Source organism: Streptomyces jumonjinensis (assembly GCF_009600885.1).
Taxonomy (GTDB): domain Bacteria; phylum Actinomycetota; class Actinomycetes; order Streptomycetales; family Streptomycetaceae; genus Streptomyces; species Streptomyces jumonjinensis.
On the sequence record NZ_VCLA01000111.1, the window covers coordinates 43427 to 60993 of the forward strand.

10 protein-coding genes and 1 pseudogene are annotated in these 17567 nt (G+C 72.2%); 5 read left to right on the plus strand and 6 right to left on the minus strand.

The window, feature by feature from the left end; genetic code table 11:
• Nucleotides 1-97: 97 nt before the first annotated feature.
• Both FF041_RS12975 and FF041_RS12980 read right to left on the minus strand, forming a co-directional pair.
• Nucleotides 98-2776, minus strand: a complete 2679-nt coding sequence (locus FF041_RS12975; RefSeq protein ID WP_228388176.1) for an ATP-binding protein — start codon at nucleotides 2774-2776, stop codon at nucleotides 98-100.
• 124 nt (nucleotides 2777-2900) lie between these two features.
• Nucleotides 2901-4340, minus strand: coding sequence for an MFS transporter (locus FF041_RS12980; protein ID WP_153522977.1), 1440 nt, complete (start codon nucleotides 4338-4340; stop codon nucleotides 2901-2903).
• Between the two features lie 67 nt (nucleotides 4341-4407).
• Between FF041_RS12980 and dusB the strand changes: the two genes are divergently transcribed.
• The 3 genes from dusB (at nucleotide 4408) to FF041_RS12995 (ending at nucleotide 10394) form a co-directional block, all read left to right on the plus strand.
• Nucleotides 4408-5559: a tRNA dihydrouridine synthase DusB gene (gene dusB / locus FF041_RS12985; RefSeq protein ID WP_153522978.1), complete on the plus strand. Its 1152-nt coding sequence runs from the start codon at nucleotides 4408-4410 to the stop codon at nucleotides 5557-5559.
• 428 nt (nucleotides 5560-5987) lie between these two features.
• Entirely contained in the window at nucleotides 5988-8702 is a 2715-nt protein-coding gene (ppdK, locus tag FF041_RS12990; protein ID WP_323391818.1) for a pyruvate, phosphate dikinase, read from the plus strand.
• Between the two features lie 660 nt (nucleotides 8703-9362).
• Nucleotides 9363-10394, plus strand: a complete 1032-nt coding sequence (locus FF041_RS12995; protein WP_323391819.1) for an ArsR/SmtB family transcription factor — start codon at nucleotides 9363-9365, stop codon at nucleotides 10392-10394.
• A 52-nt stretch (nucleotides 10395-10446) separates the two neighbouring features.
• Here the strand turns inward: FF041_RS12995 and FF041_RS13000 are convergent, their stop codons facing one another.
• The gene (locus tag FF041_RS13000; RefSeq protein ID WP_323391820.1) at nucleotides 10447-11712 is read right to left on the minus strand and encodes an alkaline phosphatase PhoX; all 1266 of its coding nucleotides are present in this window, start codon (nucleotides 11710-11712) and stop codon (nucleotides 10447-10449) included.
• Nucleotides 11713-11856: 144 nt separating this feature from the next.
• Nucleotides 11857-13872: an APC family permease gene (locus FF041_RS13005; RefSeq protein WP_153522981.1), complete on the minus strand. Its 2016-nt coding sequence runs from the start codon at nucleotides 13870-13872 to the stop codon at nucleotides 11857-11859.
• A gap of 235 nt (nucleotides 13873-14107) precedes the next feature.
• On the opposite strand from FF041_RS13005, the gene FF041_RS13010 reads away from it, so the two are divergent.
• Entirely contained in the window at nucleotides 14108-14752 is a 645-nt protein-coding gene (locus FF041_RS13010) for a hypothetical protein (RefSeq protein WP_228388177.1), read from the plus strand.
• Nucleotides 14753-14801: 49 nt separating this feature from the next.
• Here the strand turns inward: FF041_RS13010 and FF041_RS13015 are convergent, their stop codons facing one another.
• On the minus strand, nucleotides 14802-15728 hold the full coding sequence (locus FF041_RS13015) for an oxidoreductase (RefSeq protein WP_153522982.1): 927 nt from the start codon (nucleotides 15726-15728) through the stop codon (nucleotides 14802-14804).
• Nucleotides 15729-15871: 143 nt separating this feature from the next.
• On the opposite strand from FF041_RS13015, the gene FF041_RS13020 reads away from it, so the two are divergent.
• Entirely contained in the window at nucleotides 15872-16720 is an 849-nt protein-coding gene (locus FF041_RS13020) for a putative protein N(5)-glutamine methyltransferase (protein ID WP_153522983.1), read from the plus strand.
• 133 nt (nucleotides 16721-16853) lie between these two features.
• On the opposite strand, the pseudogene FF041_RS13025 reads toward FF041_RS13020, so the two are convergent.
• Nucleotides 16854-17471: pseudogene (locus FF041_RS13025) on the minus strand (class F sortase); the annotation flags it as partial.
• Nucleotides 17472-17567: the final 96 nt, after the last annotated feature.

A 17567-nucleotide genomic window follows, 5' to 3' on the forward strand; every position in this document is an offset into this window, starting at 1 on the left:
CGCTAGGCGGTGCGTTCCGGGGAGTGCCCTGATGAGAGGAGCCTGACAGCGGGAGCGCGGCGGCGGATCGATCGGATGACCGGCGATCCTGGAGACGTTACGAAACCTCCCCCCACAGCGGCTCGCGGTCGGGAGCGGTGCGCCAGGGCTGTGCGCGGGTCTCGTGGCCGGGGGCGGGGTGGTGCCGGGCACGGGCCACCCACAGGGCGATCTGGGTGCGGGAGCGCAGACCCAGCTTGTCCCGGACCCGGTCGAGGTGGGTGGCGACGGTGCTCGCCGACACCCCCAGCCGGGTCCCGATCTCGCGGTTGGTGAGCCCCTCGGCGACCAGTTCGGCGATGGTGCTCTCCCGTCCGGTGAGCGCCTCGATCTGCCCTCCCGCCGCCGTCAGCGGATTCTCCCGGAGCCCCCCGGCCGCCGGAGCGTCGTCCCCGAGCGCGTACGCCAGCGCCTGCTGCCAGCTCAGCCGCCGCCCGCTCGCCTTCGCGCCGCTGCGGGCGGCCGGGAGCAGCGCCGCCTCGGCGGTGGCCGCCGCCTCCTCCATCCGCCGCCGCCAGACCGGGTCGGGCGAGCTGTCCAGCCGGGCGCGTGCCACGGCCGCCGCCGCGAAGAGCCGTAGCGAACGCTTCATGGCCCCCTCCTCGGCCGCGACGATGGCCAGCCCCTCCAGCGGGTACAGCGCGTGGAAACTCATCCGGGGCACCACACGCAGCGCCCGGGTGAACAGCTCCCCCGCCGTGGCGGGATCGTCCAGCTCCAGCCGTACCGTACCGGCGGTGTGGAGCGCCGCCGCCTTCCGGCACCACGCGTGCTGCGCGGTCAGCACCGGAAGACAGGCGTCCATCAGCGCGCCCGCCTCGGCCGCCCGCCCCTCGTGCAGCAGCGCCCAGGCCAGATGGTGGCTGCACCATGCCTCGTCGGCGGGGCGGCCGAGGGCGCTGACGATGGCCACGCACTCGGTGAAGTCGGCGATGGCGGCGGGGAACGCGCCCTCGCGGAGCCGGGCGGCGGCGCGGGCGTCCAGGGCGTTGGCGAGACCCGCGGGTTCGCCCCGGCGGCGTTCGGCCGCCACCGCGCGCTCGGCGAGGCGCAGCGCCGCTGTGGGGTCCGCCTGCTGACAGGCGGCCCGCGCGGCGAGCGCGAGCCCCATCGCCTCGTACGGGGTGTCCCGCGCCGGGTTCCCTTCCAGCAGGGCGCGCGTGGCGCTCGGCTGATCCGTCTGGAAGTGGACACGGGCCAGCGCGAGCGCCAGCGGGGGATGCGGGGGGCGGCCGTGGGCGGCGGCGTACGCGATGGCGGCGGCGAGGTTCTCCCGCTCCCGGGTCTGCGGGCCCCGGGTCTGGTCGGGGAAGGTCTCATGGGCGGCGGGCTCGACCAGGGCGGACAGCCAGGCGACCGCGCGCCGCCAGGTGTCGTGGAGTTCGCCGGACTCGGCGAGCTTGGCCAGGGCGTAGGCGCGAATCGGGCTGAGCTGCCGGAATCTGGCCCGGCCGCCGTCCTGGGCCGGGGCCGGTGGGGTGCCGTCCTGGGCCGGTGTCGGCCCGGCGGCGCCCGGCTCGCCGCCGGGCATGCGGACGACCAGGGACTTGGCCTCCAGGGCGCAGAGCGTCCGCAGCACCCGGGCCGTGCCGTCGCCCTCCTCGGCGCAGAGGGCTGCGGCGGCCTCGGCGTCGAATCCTCCGGCGAGGACGGCGAGCCGCCTGAAGAGCGTCTGCTCCTGCGGATCGAGCAGCCGATGGCTCCAGTCGATCGCGGCGGACAGCTCGCGATGGCGTCCCGGGCCGGTTCTGCTGCCGTCCGTGAGCAGGCTGAGCTGGTCGTCGAGACCGGTGAGGATCTCGTCCGGGGAGAGCGCCCCGATCCGGCGGGCGGCGAGTTCGATGGCGAGCGGCATGCCGTCGAGGCGACGGCAGATCTCGGCGATGGCGGCGGCGCCGGCGGCGGTCGGCGCGAATCCCGGGGAGCGCTCGGCGGCCCGCTCCAGGAAGAGCCGTAAGGCGTCGGGGGTCCGCTCCTGGCCGGAGGGGCCCTCGGAGCGGCTGGGGAGGGCGGGGGAGACGGGCAGCTCCCCGACCCGGAAGACCACTTCGCCGGGGACCCGCAGCACCTCGCGGCTGGTGGCGACGATCCGCAGCCGGGGGCATCGGCCGAGCAGCTCGGCGGCGAACCGGGCGCAGTGCTCGGCCAGATGCTCGCAGTTGTCGAGGACGAGGACGACGCGGTGGTCCGCCAGGGCGTGGGCGATGGCGTCGGCGCCGCTGCGTCCGCCGTGCTCGCCGACGCCGAGCGCGGCGGCGACGGCCTGGGGCAGCTCGGCGCCGCTCGCCACCGAGTCGAGTTCGACCAGCCGGGTGGTCCGGCGCAGGGAGTGGGCGAATTCGAGCGCGAGGCGGGTCTTGCCGACGCCGCCGGGGCCGGTGAGGGTCAGCAGCCGGGAGGTCTTCAGCAGGGCGCGCAGCCGGGAGAGCTCGCGGCGGCGGCCGATGAAGGAGTCGAGCGCGCGGACGGGCTCATGGCCCAGCAGCGGGCGGACCGGAGTCCCGCTGTCCGGACGGGAGTGGCGCGGATGGGAACGGTCCGGATGGGAGTGGTCCGGATGGGAGTGGTCCGGACGGGGGTGGTCCGGATGGGAGTGGTCCCGGCCGGTCGGCGCGGCCCGCTTCCGGAAGGCGCGCTGGCGGCAGGCGCCGGAGCAGTATCTGGCGGGCCGTCCGCCGCTGCCGCTCGGGCCCGGTAGCGCTGTCCCGCATATCTCGCACGCTCCACTGGTCCTCATCCACCGCATCCTCGCGGAGCATGTGACCGAGCACCACAGGGTGTTGGGACACATCGTGACCGTATGCATGTTCGTCATGTCGTCGTCCTCGGGAGGCCGGCGGCGCGCAGGTCGGGGCGGCGGGTCAGGTCCCCGCGCGGGAGGGGGTCTCCTGAGGGGCCGGGGGGACCAGGCGGTCGGCGCAGCGCTGGGCCGTGCGGCGGGCCCAGGTCCCGGTGGTCGCCGTGCCCACCAGCAGAATGCAGAGCCCGCACCCCGCGATCACCCACCAGGCCGCGCGGCTCGCCGCGAGGAACTCCTGTCCGTACGCCGGGGACCGGACCCCCGCCGAGATGCCCGCCGCCAGCACCGCCCCGATCACCGCGACGCCGAGCGTCGTCCCGATCTGTCTGCTGGTGGAGGCGATGGCCGCCGCCACCCCGGCCTGGGAGAGCGGCATCCCGGAGACGGCCGTATTGGTGATCGGCGTGTTCACCACGCCGAAGCCGATGCCGAAGAGCACATAGCCGGTGAAGAGCAGCGGGTCCGAGGTCTCCGCCGGGAAGGCCGCGAAGAGCACCCCGCACGATCCCATCGCGACCCCCGCGACCATCAGCGGCAGCCGGGGTCCGCGACTGCTCACCACCCGTCCCGACAGCGGGGAGAAGACGAAGGTCAGCACCGCCATCGGGAGCATGTAGAGCCCGGCGTGGAGGGCGGAGTAGCCGCGTACGCTCTGGAGATAGAGGGTGTTGATGAAGAGGAAACCGCTCATGGCGGCGAAGGCGCACACCGCCACCACCGTGGCCCCGCTGAAGGGCGCGCTGCGGAAGAAGCGCAGATCGATCAGGGGCTCGGCACGCCTCGGCTCGTAGATCAGGAACCCCGCGAGCGCGAGGGCCGAGAGCACCCCGGCGGCAAGGCTCGTCTCGATGATCGCGTAGGTGAGGGAGCCGAGCAGCACGATGATCAGGAGCTGGCCGACCGGGTCGGGCCGCCGGGACCGCAGCGCCCGGGACTCCGGCACGAATCGCCAGGCCAGCAGCAGTGCGGCGATCCCCACGGGCAGATTGACCCAGAAGATGGCACGCCAGCCGACGGAGTCCACCAGCAGCCCGCCGACCAGCGGTCCCGCCGCCATGGAGATGCCGACCACCCCGCCCCAGACCCCGATCGCGCGGGCCCGCTCGCCCGGGTCGGTGAAGGTGTTGCTGATGCTCGACCGGGCGACCGGATTGAGCATCGAGCCGCCGATCGCCTGGATCGCCCGGAAGGCGACGAGCGCCTCCAGGCTCGGGGCGAGGGAGCAGAGCAGCGAGCCGAGGGTGAAGAGCACCAGACCGGCCATGAACACCTTGCGTCGCCCGATCCGGTCGGCGATGGAGCCCATGAGGATCAGCAGCGACGCGACCACCAGCGTGTAGGCGTCGATGGTCCACTGGAGACCGGAGACGGTGGCGTGCAGGTCCCGGCCGATGGAGGGCAGCGCCACATTGAGGATGGTGTTGTCCAGGCTGACGATCAGCAGGCTCATACAGCAGATCGCCAGCACGAGCAGCCGTCGTCGGGATGTCAGCTCGGACATGGGCCGATCGTACGGCCGGCTGATGATCCGCGCCCGGCGTACTTCGGCCATACGCGACAATGGACGGATGACCACGCTCGCCCCGTCGCCCTCCCCGACGCTCACCATCGGCCCGCACTCGGTACAGCCGCCGGTGGTGCTCGCGCCCATGGCAGGGATCACCAATGCGCCGTTCCGCACCCTGTGCAGGGAGTTCTCCCAGGGCAAGGGGCTCTTCGTCAGCGAGATGATCACGACGCGGGCGCTGGTCGAGCGCAATGAGAAGACCATGCAGCTGATCCACTTCGACGCGAGCGAGACGCCCCGGTCGATTCAGCTGTACGGGGTGGACCCGGTGACCGTGGGCAAGGCGGTCCGCATGATCGTGGACGAGGATCTCGCCGATCACATCGATCTGAACTTCGGCTGCCCGGTCCCCAAGGTGACCCGCAAGGGCGGCGGGTCGGCGCTCCCGTACAAGCGGCCCCTGCTGCGGGCGATCCTCCATGAGGCGGTCGGCAACGCCGGAGCGCTGCCGGTCACCATGAAGATGCGCAAGGGCATCGACGACGATCACATCACCTATCTCGACGCGGGCCGGATCGCGGTCGACGAGGGGGTCACCGCCATCGCCCTGCACGGGCGGACCGCCGCCCAGCACTACGGCGGCACGGCGGACTGGGAGGCGATCGCCCGGCTCAAGGAGCATGTCCCCGAGATCCCGGTGCTGGGCAACGGCGACATCTGGTCGGCGGACGACGCGCTGCGGATGGTGCGCGAGACCGGGTGCGACGGGGTGGTCGTGGGGCGCGGCTGCCTCGGGCGGCCCTGGCTCTTCGGCGATCTGGTCTCCGCCTTCGAGGGGACCGGCTCCTTCGCCGCGCCGACCCTGCGGGAGGTCGCGGGGGTGATACGGCGCCACGCCGAGCTGCTGGGCGAGTGGATCGGCGACGAGGCGCGCGGAGTGATCGACTTCCGTAAGCATGTGGCCTGGTATCTGAAGGGCTTCTCGGTCGGCTCCGAGATGCGCAAGCGGCTGGCGATCACCTCCTCGCTCGCCGAGCTGGACGAGGGGCTGGCGCTGCTGGATCTGGACCAGTCCTGGCCCGTGGGCGCGGACGGCCCGCGCGGCCGTACCTCGGGGAACAACCGGGTGGTGCTCCCGGACGGCTGGCTGAAGGACCCCTACGACTGCGCGGGTGTCGGCGCCGACGCCGAACTGGACACTTCGGGCGGCTGACCCGCGCTCGCCCGAGGAGCGGCGGATCGGCCGGACGTACGGCTTCCGGTCCGCATGGCGGACCGGGAGGCTCCGTCCGACGCGTGATTCTCGCCACTCTTGATAAGTGATCCGCTCAGATGAGCGGAAACGGTGCGACTGCACCTCTCGGAAGGGTGGCACTGGGTGCCACCTTTCTTGGGTTCACCCTCTCAAGCGACCCGGCACCATCCGTCGATGAAGCACCGTCCGCTGTCGCCTTGGGTAGGGGATGCGTTCAAGGCTTGAAGCGACGGTATTGAAGGCCCCGCTTCCGGGGGCTCTTTCGATCCGCTGGCGGACGGGTGGTTACGGCCGTATGACGGCCGATCGGGCGTACCCAGACGCCTTCGATCTGGGTATGTTCCTCGCCGTCAGGGCAGCCACCGAGCCTCTTGGAGCCGAGAGCCGTGTCGGAAATCAAGGATCATCCCGATCAGAAGTTCGTTTACGACTTCACCGAAGGCAACAAGGATCTGAAGGACCTCCTCGGCGGCAAAGGCGCGAACCTCGCCGAGATGACCAACCTCGGACTGCCCGTCCCTCCGGGCTTCACGATCACCACCGAGGCGTGCCGGGTCTATCTCGACAGCGGCGAGGAGCCCGCCGCCCTCCGCGACGAGGTGAGTGCGCACCTCGGCGCCCTGGAGCGGCACATGGGCAAGAAGCTCGGCCAGACGGATGATCCCCTGCTGGTCTCGGTGCGCTCGGGCGCCAAGTTCTCCATGCCCGGCATGATGGACACCGTCCTCAACATCGGCCTCTCCGACGACTCCGTCGCCGGGCTCGCCCGGCAGGCGGGCGACGAGCGCTTCGCGTGGGACTCGTACCGCCGGCTCATCCAGATGTTCGGCAAGACCGTCCTCGGGATCGACGGCGACCTCTTCGAGGAGGCGCTGGAGGAGGCCAAGACCGCCAAGAAGGTCGCGGTCGACACCGATCTGGACGCGGCCGATCTCCAGAAGCTGGTCAAGCAGTTCAAGAAGATCGTCAAGAACCACGCCGGGCGGGACTTCCCCCAGGACGCCCGGGAGCAGATGGATCTCGCGGTCACGGCGGTCTTCGACTCCTGGAACGGCGACCGCGCCAAGCTCTACCGCCGCCAGGAGCGCATCCCGGGCGATCTGGGCACCGCCGTCAACATCTGCTCCATGGTCTTCGGCAACCTCGGCCCCGACTCCGGAACCGGCGTCGCCTTCACCCGGGACCCGGCCAGCGGCCAGCAGGGCGTCTACGGCGACTACCTCCAGAACGCGCAGGGCGAGGACGTCGTCGCCGGCATCCGCAACACCGTTCCGCTCGCCGAGCTCGAAAAGATCGACAAGGCGTCGTACGACCAGCTGATGCAGATCATGGAGACGCTGGAGAACCACTACCGGGATCTCTGCGACATCGAGTTCACCATCGAGCGCGGCCGGCTGTGGATGCTCCAGACCCGGGTCGGCAAGCGGACGGCGGGCGCCGCCTTCCGTATCGCCACCCAGCTGGTGGACCAGGGCCTGATCGACGAGGCCGAGGCGCTCCAGCGGGTCACCGGAGCCCAGCTCGCCCAGCTGATGTTCCCCCGCTTCGACGAGGAGGCCGAGGTCGAGCTGCTCGGCCGGGGCATCGCCGCCTCGCCCGGCGCGGCCGTCGGCAAGGCCGTCTTCGACTCGTACACCGCCATCAAATGGTCGCGCTCCGGCGAGAAGGTCATCCTCATCCGCCGGGAGACCAACCCCGACGATCTCGACGGCATGATCGCCGCCGAGGGCATCCTCACCTCGCGCGGCGGCAAGACCTCACACGCCGCCGTGGTCGCCCGGGGGATGGGCAAGACCTGTGTCTGCGGGGCCGAGGAGCTCGAAGTCGACACCAAGCGACGGCGGCTGACCGTGGGCGCGACCGTGGTCGAGGAGGGCGACGTCGTCTCCATCGACGGCTCGACCGGCAAGGTGTACCTGGGCGAGGTGCCGGTGGTGCCGCCGCCGGTGGTCGAGTACTTCGAGGGCCGGATGCACGCGGGCGCGGACGACGCCGACGAACTGGTCGCCGCCGTGCACCGGATCATGGCGTACGCGGACCGGGTGCGCCGGCTGCGCGTACGGGCCAACGCGGACAACGCGGAGGACGCCCTGCGGGCCCGCCGCTTCGGCGCCCAGGGCATCGGGCTCTGCCGCACCGAGCACATGTTCCTCGGCGAGCGCCGCGAGATGGTCGAGAAGCTGATCCTCGCCGACACCGACGCCGAGCGCACCGCCGCGCTGGATCAACTGCTCCCGCTCCAGCGGCAGGACTTCATCGAGCTGTTCGAGGCGATGGACGGGCTGCCGGTCACGGTCCGGCTGCTCGACCCGCCGCTGCACGAGTTCCTCCCGGACATCACCGAGCTCTCCGTGCGGGTGGCCCTCGCCGAGTCCCGCGAGGACCACAACGAGAACGATCTGCGGCTGCTCCAGGCCGTCCACCGGCTGCACGAGCAGAACCCGATGCTGGGGCTGCGGGGCGTACGGCTCGGTCTGGTCATCCCCGGTCTCTTCGGCATGCAGGTACGGGCGATCGCGGAGGCCGCCGCCGCCCGCAAGGACGCCAAGGGCGACCCGCGCGCCGAGATCATGATCCCGCTGGTGGGCACCGTCCAGGAGCTGGAGATCGTCCGGGACGAGGCGGAGCGGGTCATCGCCGAGGTCGAGGCCGCCACCGGGGCCCGGCTGAAGCTCGCGCTCGGCACGATGATCGAGCTGCCGCGTGCCGCGCTGACGGCCGGGCAGATCGCGGAGGCCGCCGAGTTCTTCAGCTTCGGCACCAACGACCTCACCCAGACCGTCTGGGGCTTCTCCCGGGACGATGTGGAGGCGAGCTTCTTCACCGCGTATCTGGAGAAGGGCATCTTCGGGGTCTCGCCGTTCGAGACGATCGACAAGGACGGGGTGGGCGCGCTGGTGCGGTCCGCCGTGGCGGCGGGGCGGGCCACCCGGCCCGATCTGAAGCTGGGCGTCTGCGGTGAGCACGGCGGGGACCCGGAGTCCGTGCACTTCTTCCACGAGGTCGGCCTCGACTACGTCTCCTGCTCGCCGTTCCGGATTCCGGTGGCGCGGCTGGAGGCCGGCCGCGCGGCGGCTCTGGCGCCCGGCGGCGCCCAGTGACCAACTGACGCCGGAGCCGCCGACGGCCGATCCCTTCCCTCGCCCCCGGCCGGCGGCGGCTCCGGAGCACCAGGAAGGGGCGGGCGGCCTGTGCGGGCCGCCCGCCCCTTCCGTCGTACCGGCTGCTCCGCCGGACCGTCGTACCGGCTGCTCCGGCTGCTCCGCCGGACCGTCGTACCGGCTGCTCCGTCGTACCGCCGGACCGTCGCTCCGGCCCTTCCGGCGCACCGTCGCATCGGATACCGAAGGGCCGTTATGTTTATTTCGGCCACGCGTAAACACCTTGTTGAATTGATGGCTGCGGAGTGTTACTCCGCCGTAGGGCGGATCTTGACGTAACGCTAATTTCTGTCGTCCGCCTGCGAAAGAACGGGCGGAGCGCGGCCTGTGGATCCCCATCCACGGGCCGCGCCCCATTTACCCCAGCCGGACAGGGAGCCGCACCTTCTGTCACCCGCCGCCGGATGTGCGAAGCCCCCCACGGTCTTCGCGTCCATCCTTCGGAGACAGAAGGAACCTGCCCGACGCCGTACAGCCTTTCGGTTCGCACCCGACCTGGGCGAGGCATTTCAACTCTGGCCGAAACTCCGTGGTGACGGCCTGTGATGGCGTGCATACTCAATGATCGGGGGCGATTGCGGGTGCAACAGTGGGGGTTCAGTGCTGCGTATCCATTTCACCGGTGACGACCTAGCCAGAGTGCGAATGGCCGTCCGGCCGGATGTGTGGTGGGAAACGATTCTCAGCTTTCATCGATTGAGAGAGCGGCGCCGCGCTCAGATGTTCGGCGAATGGCGCTCGGAAACCCGATCGCGGTTGAATGGTGAAACAAGCCTGCTCTCCGCTCTGGTGCCACCCCGGGGCTATTTCCCGGACTTTCTCACTCCGCCCGGCGGCTGTGGCCTTGACACCGGGCTGGAGGCGATCCGGGCGACCCGGCCCGAGCGCCTCCATTCCGAACTGGAGCTGGTGTCGGCGGGCCACCCTCCTGAACAAGCCCCCGACCGCGCGGCCGAACGGACCGCGGAGCGGGCCGGACGCCTCGCCGGACTCGCGGAGGGGCGGAGCGAGCCGCTCGCCCGTCTGGTCTCGGTGCTCCGCGGCTACCATCGGGCCGCGATCGAGCCGTACTGGGCTCATATACAGGCCAGGGTCGAAGCGGACCGGGCGGTGCGCGGCCGGGCGCTGCTCGACGGCGGCGCCGCCGAACTGCTGGGCTCGCTGCCGCCCGTACTGCGCTGGCGCGCACCGGTCCTGGAGTCGGACTACCCCGTCGAGCGCGAACTGCGCCTGGACGGGCGGGGGCTGCTGCTCCAGCCGTCGTTCTTCTGCCGGGGCAACCCGGTGGTCTACCGGGACGCCGCGCTGCCGCCCGTGCTCGTCTATCCTGCCGCCCACAGCCCCGACCCGGCCTTCGGGGAGAGCGCGCAGGCCGCGCTCGCCCCCTCCCTCGGACGGCTCGTCGGGCACACCCGGTCCGCCGTGCTCCAGGCCATCCGCTACGGCTGCACCACCAGCGAACTGGCCCGCAGGGCCGGGGTCTCGCTCGCCTCCGCCAGCCAGCACGCGGCGGTGCTGCGGGAGGCGGGCCTGGTGCTGACCCTGCGGCACGGCAATTCCGTACTGCATACGCTGACCCCGCTGGGCGCCGCCCTGCTCAGGGGCGGCGCCCCGGCGGAGGCGACGGGGTAGCGGCCAGGCCCTGGACGCGGACCGGGCCGGTCCTGGCCGTTGGCCGGACCGGTCAGACGCGGAACGGGCCGGTCACCTCGTAGGTGATCCCGCCCGACGACGAGCCGCTCGTACCGCGCTGGCTGGAGAAGTACAGCCGGGTCCCGTCCGGGGAGAACGCCGGGCCGGTGATCTCCGACGCCGACTGCCCCCCGATCCGGAGGAAGGGCGCCACCTCCCCCTCCGGGGTGATCACACAGATCTCCATGTCCCCGCCGTCCTCCGCCACGAACAGATCGCCCGAGGCGCTGCCCGTGACATTGTCGACGCCGGTCAGCGGCGCATCCCCGCTGACCAGGGAGTCGTCATAGGCCAGTGCGTAGGTGCCGGCGTTCAGATTCAGCCGCCAGACCCGGTTGTCGCCCTTGGTGGTGAACCACACCCGGTCATCGGCGTAGTAACAGCCCTCGCCGCCGCTGAACTTCTTCGCGCCCGGCACCTGGCTGCGGGTCACGGTCGGCGAGCCGTCCGGGTCGGGGACGGTCGTCCAGGTGAAGGAGCCCGACGTGGCGCCGCCCGCCGTCAGCACCTGGAGGACGCCCGACGACAGATCGCCCCAGACCGTGGGGACGAACCGGTAGAAACAGCCGTTGGACTCGTCCTCGGTCAGATAGATCACCCGGCGTACGGGGTCGGCGGCGGCGGCCTCGTGCTTGAAGCGGCCCATCGCGTCCCGGCGCACGGCCGGAGCCACCCCCCAGGGGTCGGTCTCGTACACCCACCCCCGGCTCACCTCCTCGCAGGAGAGCCAGGTGTTCCAGGGGGTCTGCCCGCCCGCGCAGTTCTGCCGGGTGTTCGACAGAATCCGGTACGCGCCGGTGATCGCGCCGGACGGGTCGAAACGCACCGCGCTCGCGCCGCCCGAGGGGTCGATCTCCGCGTTGGAGACATAGATCCAGCCGTCGCCGTCCGCGAAGCACGCCCCGCCGTCCGGGGCGCTGTGCCAGCTGTACGACGTACCGGTGACCCGCTGTCCCGAGCGGGCGATCACCCGGGAGGTGAAGCCGGCCGGCAGCGCGATGCCGTTCGCGTCGGCGGCGCCGAGCGCGCCATAGGGGCCGGGGCCGGGCTGAGCGGGATCCTCGGCGGCGGGGCGGGCTGGGGAACCGGCCGCCGGGTCCGGGGCCGGGTCGTCGAGGCCCGGGTCCGGGATCGGGACGGGGGCTGTGCCCGGGGCCGGGACCGGGGCAGCCAGGGCCGCGTCGCGCCACAGAGAGCCGCCGAGCGCGGCGGCCGAGCCGCCGATGACCGCAGTGCGCAGAAAGCCGCGTCGTTCCACGTATCGCTCCAGTTGGACTGGTTGACCGCCCGCGCCGCCGGGCGGCGGCGCGGTGTCGCGCGACGAGGGAACCTAGAGGCCCACGGTTGACGGAGCGTCAACAACAGATGACGCCGAGAGGTCGAACCTGTGCGGATACCGAGGTCAGCGACGGTCCCAGGAGTTCGACGCGCGCTCATTATCAGCCAGCCGGAAGCGCAGACGGCAGATCACCGCCTCCGTGTCCCGCCGTACCGCGTGCGCCAGCACCGCCCCGCGCTGGTTCTGTAGCAGCCGCTGCCACAGCCGCTCCGGCTCCGCCTCCGGTATCAGCACGGTGACCCGGGTGCCTGGGTGGTACCGGTAGATCCTGCGTACGTACTCCGACACCGGCCGCCCTATCGTCCGGTGCTCCGAGGTCAGCTCCACCAGCTCGACGCCCGGATTCCACAGCTCCCAGTCCCGGCGCAGCGCCCTGGACTCCGCGCGGTCCTCCGCGTCCTGATGGGTGACGGTCACCGCCCGCACCTCGTCCCCCAGCGACACCGCCGCGTTCACGGCCTCCGAGGTCAGCCGGGACAGATGCGATACGGGAACGATCACCAGCGAGCGCTCCCGGCGCGGGGCCTGAGGCACCCGGCCCAGCCCGATGCGCTCGTCGATCCGGCCATAGGCGCGGTGCACCCGCTCGAAGAGCAGCACCAGCGCGGGCAGCGCGAGCACGATCAGCCACGCCCCCTCGGTGAACTTGGTGGCGGTGACGACGACGGCGCTCACCCCGGTCAGCACGGCCCCCAGACCGTTGAGCACCGCCTTGCGCCGCCAGCCGGCCGAGCGCTCCTGCCGCCAGTGGACCACCATCCCGGTCTGGCAGACGGTGAAGCCGACGAAGACGCCGATCGCGAAGAGCGGCACCAGGGTGTTGGTGTCGCCGCCGGAGAAGAGCAGCAGCAGGGCCGCGACGGCGGCCAGCGCGATCACTCCGTGGCGGTGCACCTCGCGGTCGGCCTTCAGCCGGAAGACATGCGGGAGGAAGTTGTCGCGGGCGAGGAGCGACATCAGCACCGGCAGCCCGCCGAAGGAGGTGTTCGCGGCCAGCGCCAGCAGGACGACGGTCGCGAACTGGACGACGTAGAAGCCCCAGTTGTGGCCGAGCGAGGCGTCGGCGAGCTGGGCGAGGACGGTGACGCCTTCGACCGGCTGGAGATGGAAGCGGCCGATGAGGACCGAGAGGCCGATCAGCATCACCCCGAGCAGCGCGCCGAGCGCGATCTCGGTGTGCTGGGCCCGCTTGGCGGCCGGGGCCCGGAAGGACGGCACGGCGTTGGCGACCGCCTCCACCCCGGTCAGCGCCGAGCAGCCGGATGCGAACGCCTTGAGCAGCAGCAGCGCGCCGACCGTGGTGGCGCTGTCGCCGAGCGCGGAGGCATGGCCGTCCGCCGTCTCGGTGGAGACCGGGCCGTCCCGGAACAGACCCACCGCGATCAGGGTCAGAATCGAGCCGACGAACACTGCCGTGGGCACGATGAACGCCTTCGCCGAATCGACGATTCCGCGCAGATTCACCGAGGTGACCAGGACCAGCACCCCGAGGCAGAGCGGCAGCCGGTGGTCGTAGAGGGAGGGGAAGGCGGAGGTGAGCGCGGCCACGCCCGCGGTGACGGAGACCGCCACGTTCAGGACGTAGTCGAGGATCAGCGAGGCCGCCGCCACCAGCCCGGTGCGCCGTCCCAGATGGGCGCGGGCGACGGCGTACGACCCGCCGCCGTCCGGGAACGCGGCGATGACCTGGCGGTAGGAGGCCACCAGCACGACGAGCAGCGCGGCGATGGCGAGGGTGACGGGGAGGGTGTAGCCGAGGCCGACGCCGCCCGCCGTCGCCAGGACGAGCACGATGGCCTCGGGACCGTACGCCACCGACGCCATCGCGTCCAGGGAGAGGGCGGCCAGACCCTGGAGCGCGGTGAGCCGGTGCCGTTCGCCCGCGAGGGTGACGCCTGGGGGGCGGTCGGAGGCGTCTTCGCCGGGTGGGCGGTGCGCGGCGTCCTCGCCGGGGGGCCGGTCCGAGGGCTCTTCGCCAGAGGGCCGGTTCGCGGCCTTTGCGCCGGAGGGGCTGTCGGCGGCGTCCTCGCCGGGGAGGCGGCCGGAGGCGCCCGAGGGCGGAGTGGAGAGCGTCGTCATCGTGTCGGGAACCTCCGCTGATGGCGGGTCGGAGTGCCGGAGGCCCTGAAGGCGGCCGGGGCGGGGTGGGCAGCCCCAGCGTGCGGGCCGTTTTCTCCTGTCACCTGACCTCTTGTCATGACCCTTGCGCTATGGCGGGCCGTCTTCACACGACATTGACGCGCGGCGTACGGAATCCGTCAGCGGTTGACGGCGATGCGGACAGCGGAGGGGGTGTGGTTCTACCGTCCCGCCCATGGAGAGTGAGAGCGGGAGCGAGAGCGGGAACGGCGGATTCCAGGACGGAACGAGAGCCGGGGAGGGCGCGGGGGCCGACTCCGGCTCCGGGGAGGGCGCGGGGCCTGGCTCCGAGGGCGACGGCCCGGGGGACCCGGAACGGGTGGTGCTCGCCGAGGACCGGCGCTGGGTGCACGATCTCTGGGCGGCCTTCTTCTGCTCCCTGAGCCTGATCGTGCTCCTCCATCTGGTGGACCTCGCCGCCGGAACCGTCGAAGCGGGGCGCTCCATGCTCTGGGCCGGGCTCGCCGTGACGCTCTTCGTCGTGCTCTTCCCGCCCCGGGTGACGGCTGGCCGCCACTGGCTCTCGGTACGCGGACTCCTTGGCGAACGCCGGGTCAGCACCGATCTGCTCACCCAGGTCTCCCGCCGCGACGGCATCGCCCAGCGGATCGTGCTCAAGGACGTACGGGGCCGCCGGGTCGAGGTGGACCCGACGACCCTCGCCGCCAATCCGCTGCTCTGGCACGAACTCGACCGGGGAGCGCGGGTCGCCGGGGAGCGCGGGCTGCTGCGCACCGGCTCCCCGGTGCTCCGGACGCTCCGCGAGCGGATCGAGTCGGACACGGCGCGCGCGGTGTTCGAGGCGTCGGACCTGGTGTGAGGCGCCGGGTGTGAGGTGAGGGTGCGCTCAGGGCCGACGGGTCAGTGTGTCAGTGGGGCAGCCCCTCGTACACCACGCCCGTGAGCTGCTCCGACGCCACCCACAGCCGTTCTCCCGCCACATCGTCGCGGGTCCAGCTCGCCCGCCACGACGGGGCGGGCGAGCCCCGCCAGCCCACCGGGCCCGGGCCGGTGAACGAGTCCGGCCGTACCCCCCGCGCGGTCGCCGCGTACAGCGTCGGCAGCGCCCCGGCGAGGGCCGACTGCGCGAAGACGCGGTTGCCGACCCGCATGAAACGCTCCGCGGACCGCCGTCCCTCCATCCGCGGCCCCGCGGTCTGGAGATTGGTGGCCGCGTACCCCGGATGCGCGGCGGCGACGACCACATCGGAGCCCGCGACCGTCAGCCGTCGCGCCAGCTCGTGCACGAAGAGCAGATTCGCCGTCTTGGAGCGGGCGTAGGCGATCCAGCGGCGGTACCGGTGTTCGCTGTTGAGATCGCCCATGTCCACATTGGCCAGCGCGTGCATGGCGCTGGACACGCTGACCACCCGGGCGCCGGGGGTGTTCAGCACCTTCGGCATCAGCAGCCCGGTGAGCGCGAAATGGCCGAGATGGTTGACGCCGAACTGGGTCTCGAAGCCATCGGCGGTCCGGCCCCTCGGCAGGGCCATCACCCCCGCGTTGTCGATGAGCAGATCGAGCCGCTCATAGGGATAACCGGCCGCGAACTCCCGTACCGAGGAGAGATCGGCGAGATCCAGCGCCCGGTACTCCACCTCGGCGCCCGGCAGCGCGGCCCTGATCCGCTCCTCCGCCTCCCTGCCGCGCTCCTCGCTGCGGCAGGCGAGCACCACTCTCGCACCCCTGCGGGCCAGTTCCCGGGCCGTGATCAGCCCGAGGCCGCTGTTGGCCCCGGTGACCACGGCCGTACGTCCGTGCTGATCCGGCATGTCGCTGCTGCGCCAGCCCGTCATCGTCTCGCCCTTCGCTCGGGAGGTCCCCCCGGAGCCCCCTGGAATACAGCCGAACTCCGCCGTCGTATCTGGGCGATCAGCGTAGGATCCGTCAGCCCGGGGAGCCACTGTCCGGGCACGCCCTTCGGCCCCGGAAGGCTCTCATGCCATCGATTCCGCCGCACGGCTACAGCTCCATCGTCGACCGGCTCCGCACGGCGGGCTGCGTCTTCGCCGAGGACGAGGCCGAACTGCTGATCTCCGAGGCCGACGGCCCGGCCCGGCTCGCCGCGATGGTGGAACGGCGGATCGCCGGACTGCCGCTGGAGCATGTGCTCGGCTGGGCCGAGTTCCGGGGGCTGCGCTTCGCCGTGGCCCCCGGGGTCTTCGTGCCCCGCCGCCGCACCGGATTCCTGGTCGGGCGGGCCGCCGAGCTCGCCCGGCCCGGCGCGGTCGTCGTCGATCTGTGCTGCGGCTCGGGCGCGCTGGGCGCGGCGCTCGCCGCGGAGCTGGGCCGGGCCGAGCTGTACGCCGCCGACATCGACCCCGCGGCGGTGCGCTGCGCCCGGCGCAATCTCGCGGGCGTGGGCGGGGTGGCGTGCTGGGGCGATCTCTACGATCCGCTGCCGGGCGGGCTCCGCGGCCGGGTCGATGTGCTGCTGGCGAACGCGCCGTATGTGCCGACGGGTGAGATCGGCCTGCTGCCCGCCGAGGCCCGGCTGCATGAGGCGCGGGTCGCGCTCGACGGCGGTCCGGACGGCCTCGATGTGCTGCGGCGGGTGGCGGGCGGGGCGTACGACTGGCTCCGTCCGGGCGGTTCGCTGCTGTTCGAGACCGGCGAGCGCCAGACGGCGGAGGCGCTCCGGATCGCGGCGGCGGGCGGGCTGACGGCCCGGGCTGCGCGGTCGGCCGAACTCGGCGCGACGGTGGTGACCGGGACCCGGCCGATCGGTCCGGCCAGGGTGCCGCGCCCCGGTGGCTGGGGGAGCGGGGACGGTCGCGGGGGGCGCTGATCATCCGGGGTCATGCCTTGCCGGTGATGTCTCCGGTGGTGCTGGTGGTGGCGTTACCGGTGGTGTTACCGGTCGCCGGGTCGGCTGCCGGGTCGGTTGCCGTTCCGGTCGCCGTTCCGGTCGCCGTGGTCTCGCGTACGCCGATGAGATGGGCGAAGGCGACCACGTTCCCCCGGTAGCCGGTCTTCTCGCTGAAGCCGCCGCCGCAGGTGATCACCCGTAGCTCGGCGCGGTTCTTCGGTTCGTACACCTTGCGGTCGGGGAAGGCGTCGGCCTCGTAGACCTCGATGGCGTCGATGGTGAACACGGCCGTCCGGCCGTCCTGGCGCGAGACCTCGATCCGGTTGCCCTTCTTGAGCGCGCCGAGACCGTAGAAGACGGCCGGGCCCCGGGCGTTGTCGACATGGCCGGCGACGATGGCGGTGCCCTCGGCGCCCGGGGGCGTGCCGTTCCGGTACCAGCCCGCGAGATTGCCGTCGTCGGGCGGGGGCACCTCCAGACCGCCCTCGCGGTCGAGACCGAGCCCGATGAGGGGGGTGTCGACGTCGATGTAGGGGATGCGCAGCCGCAGCGGCGCGGACGGGGGAAGCGGGTCGGCGGCGGCGCTGGAGTACGCGTGCGGGCCGGCGGCGAACGCCTCGGCGGCGGAGGGGACGGGCGGGGTGACGTTCTGGGAGCCGTTGTGCACCAGCCACACACCGGCGCAGACGGCGATGGCCAGGGGCCAGCCCGTGAGCTTGGTGCTGCCCATCGGCACTCCTTGAGTCGGCTCTGAGCCCCCCGGCTGTGGTGAGTTTCCCCCGGCTGTGGCGGGCTCTCCCCCGGCTGTGGTGAGCTCCCCCCCCCC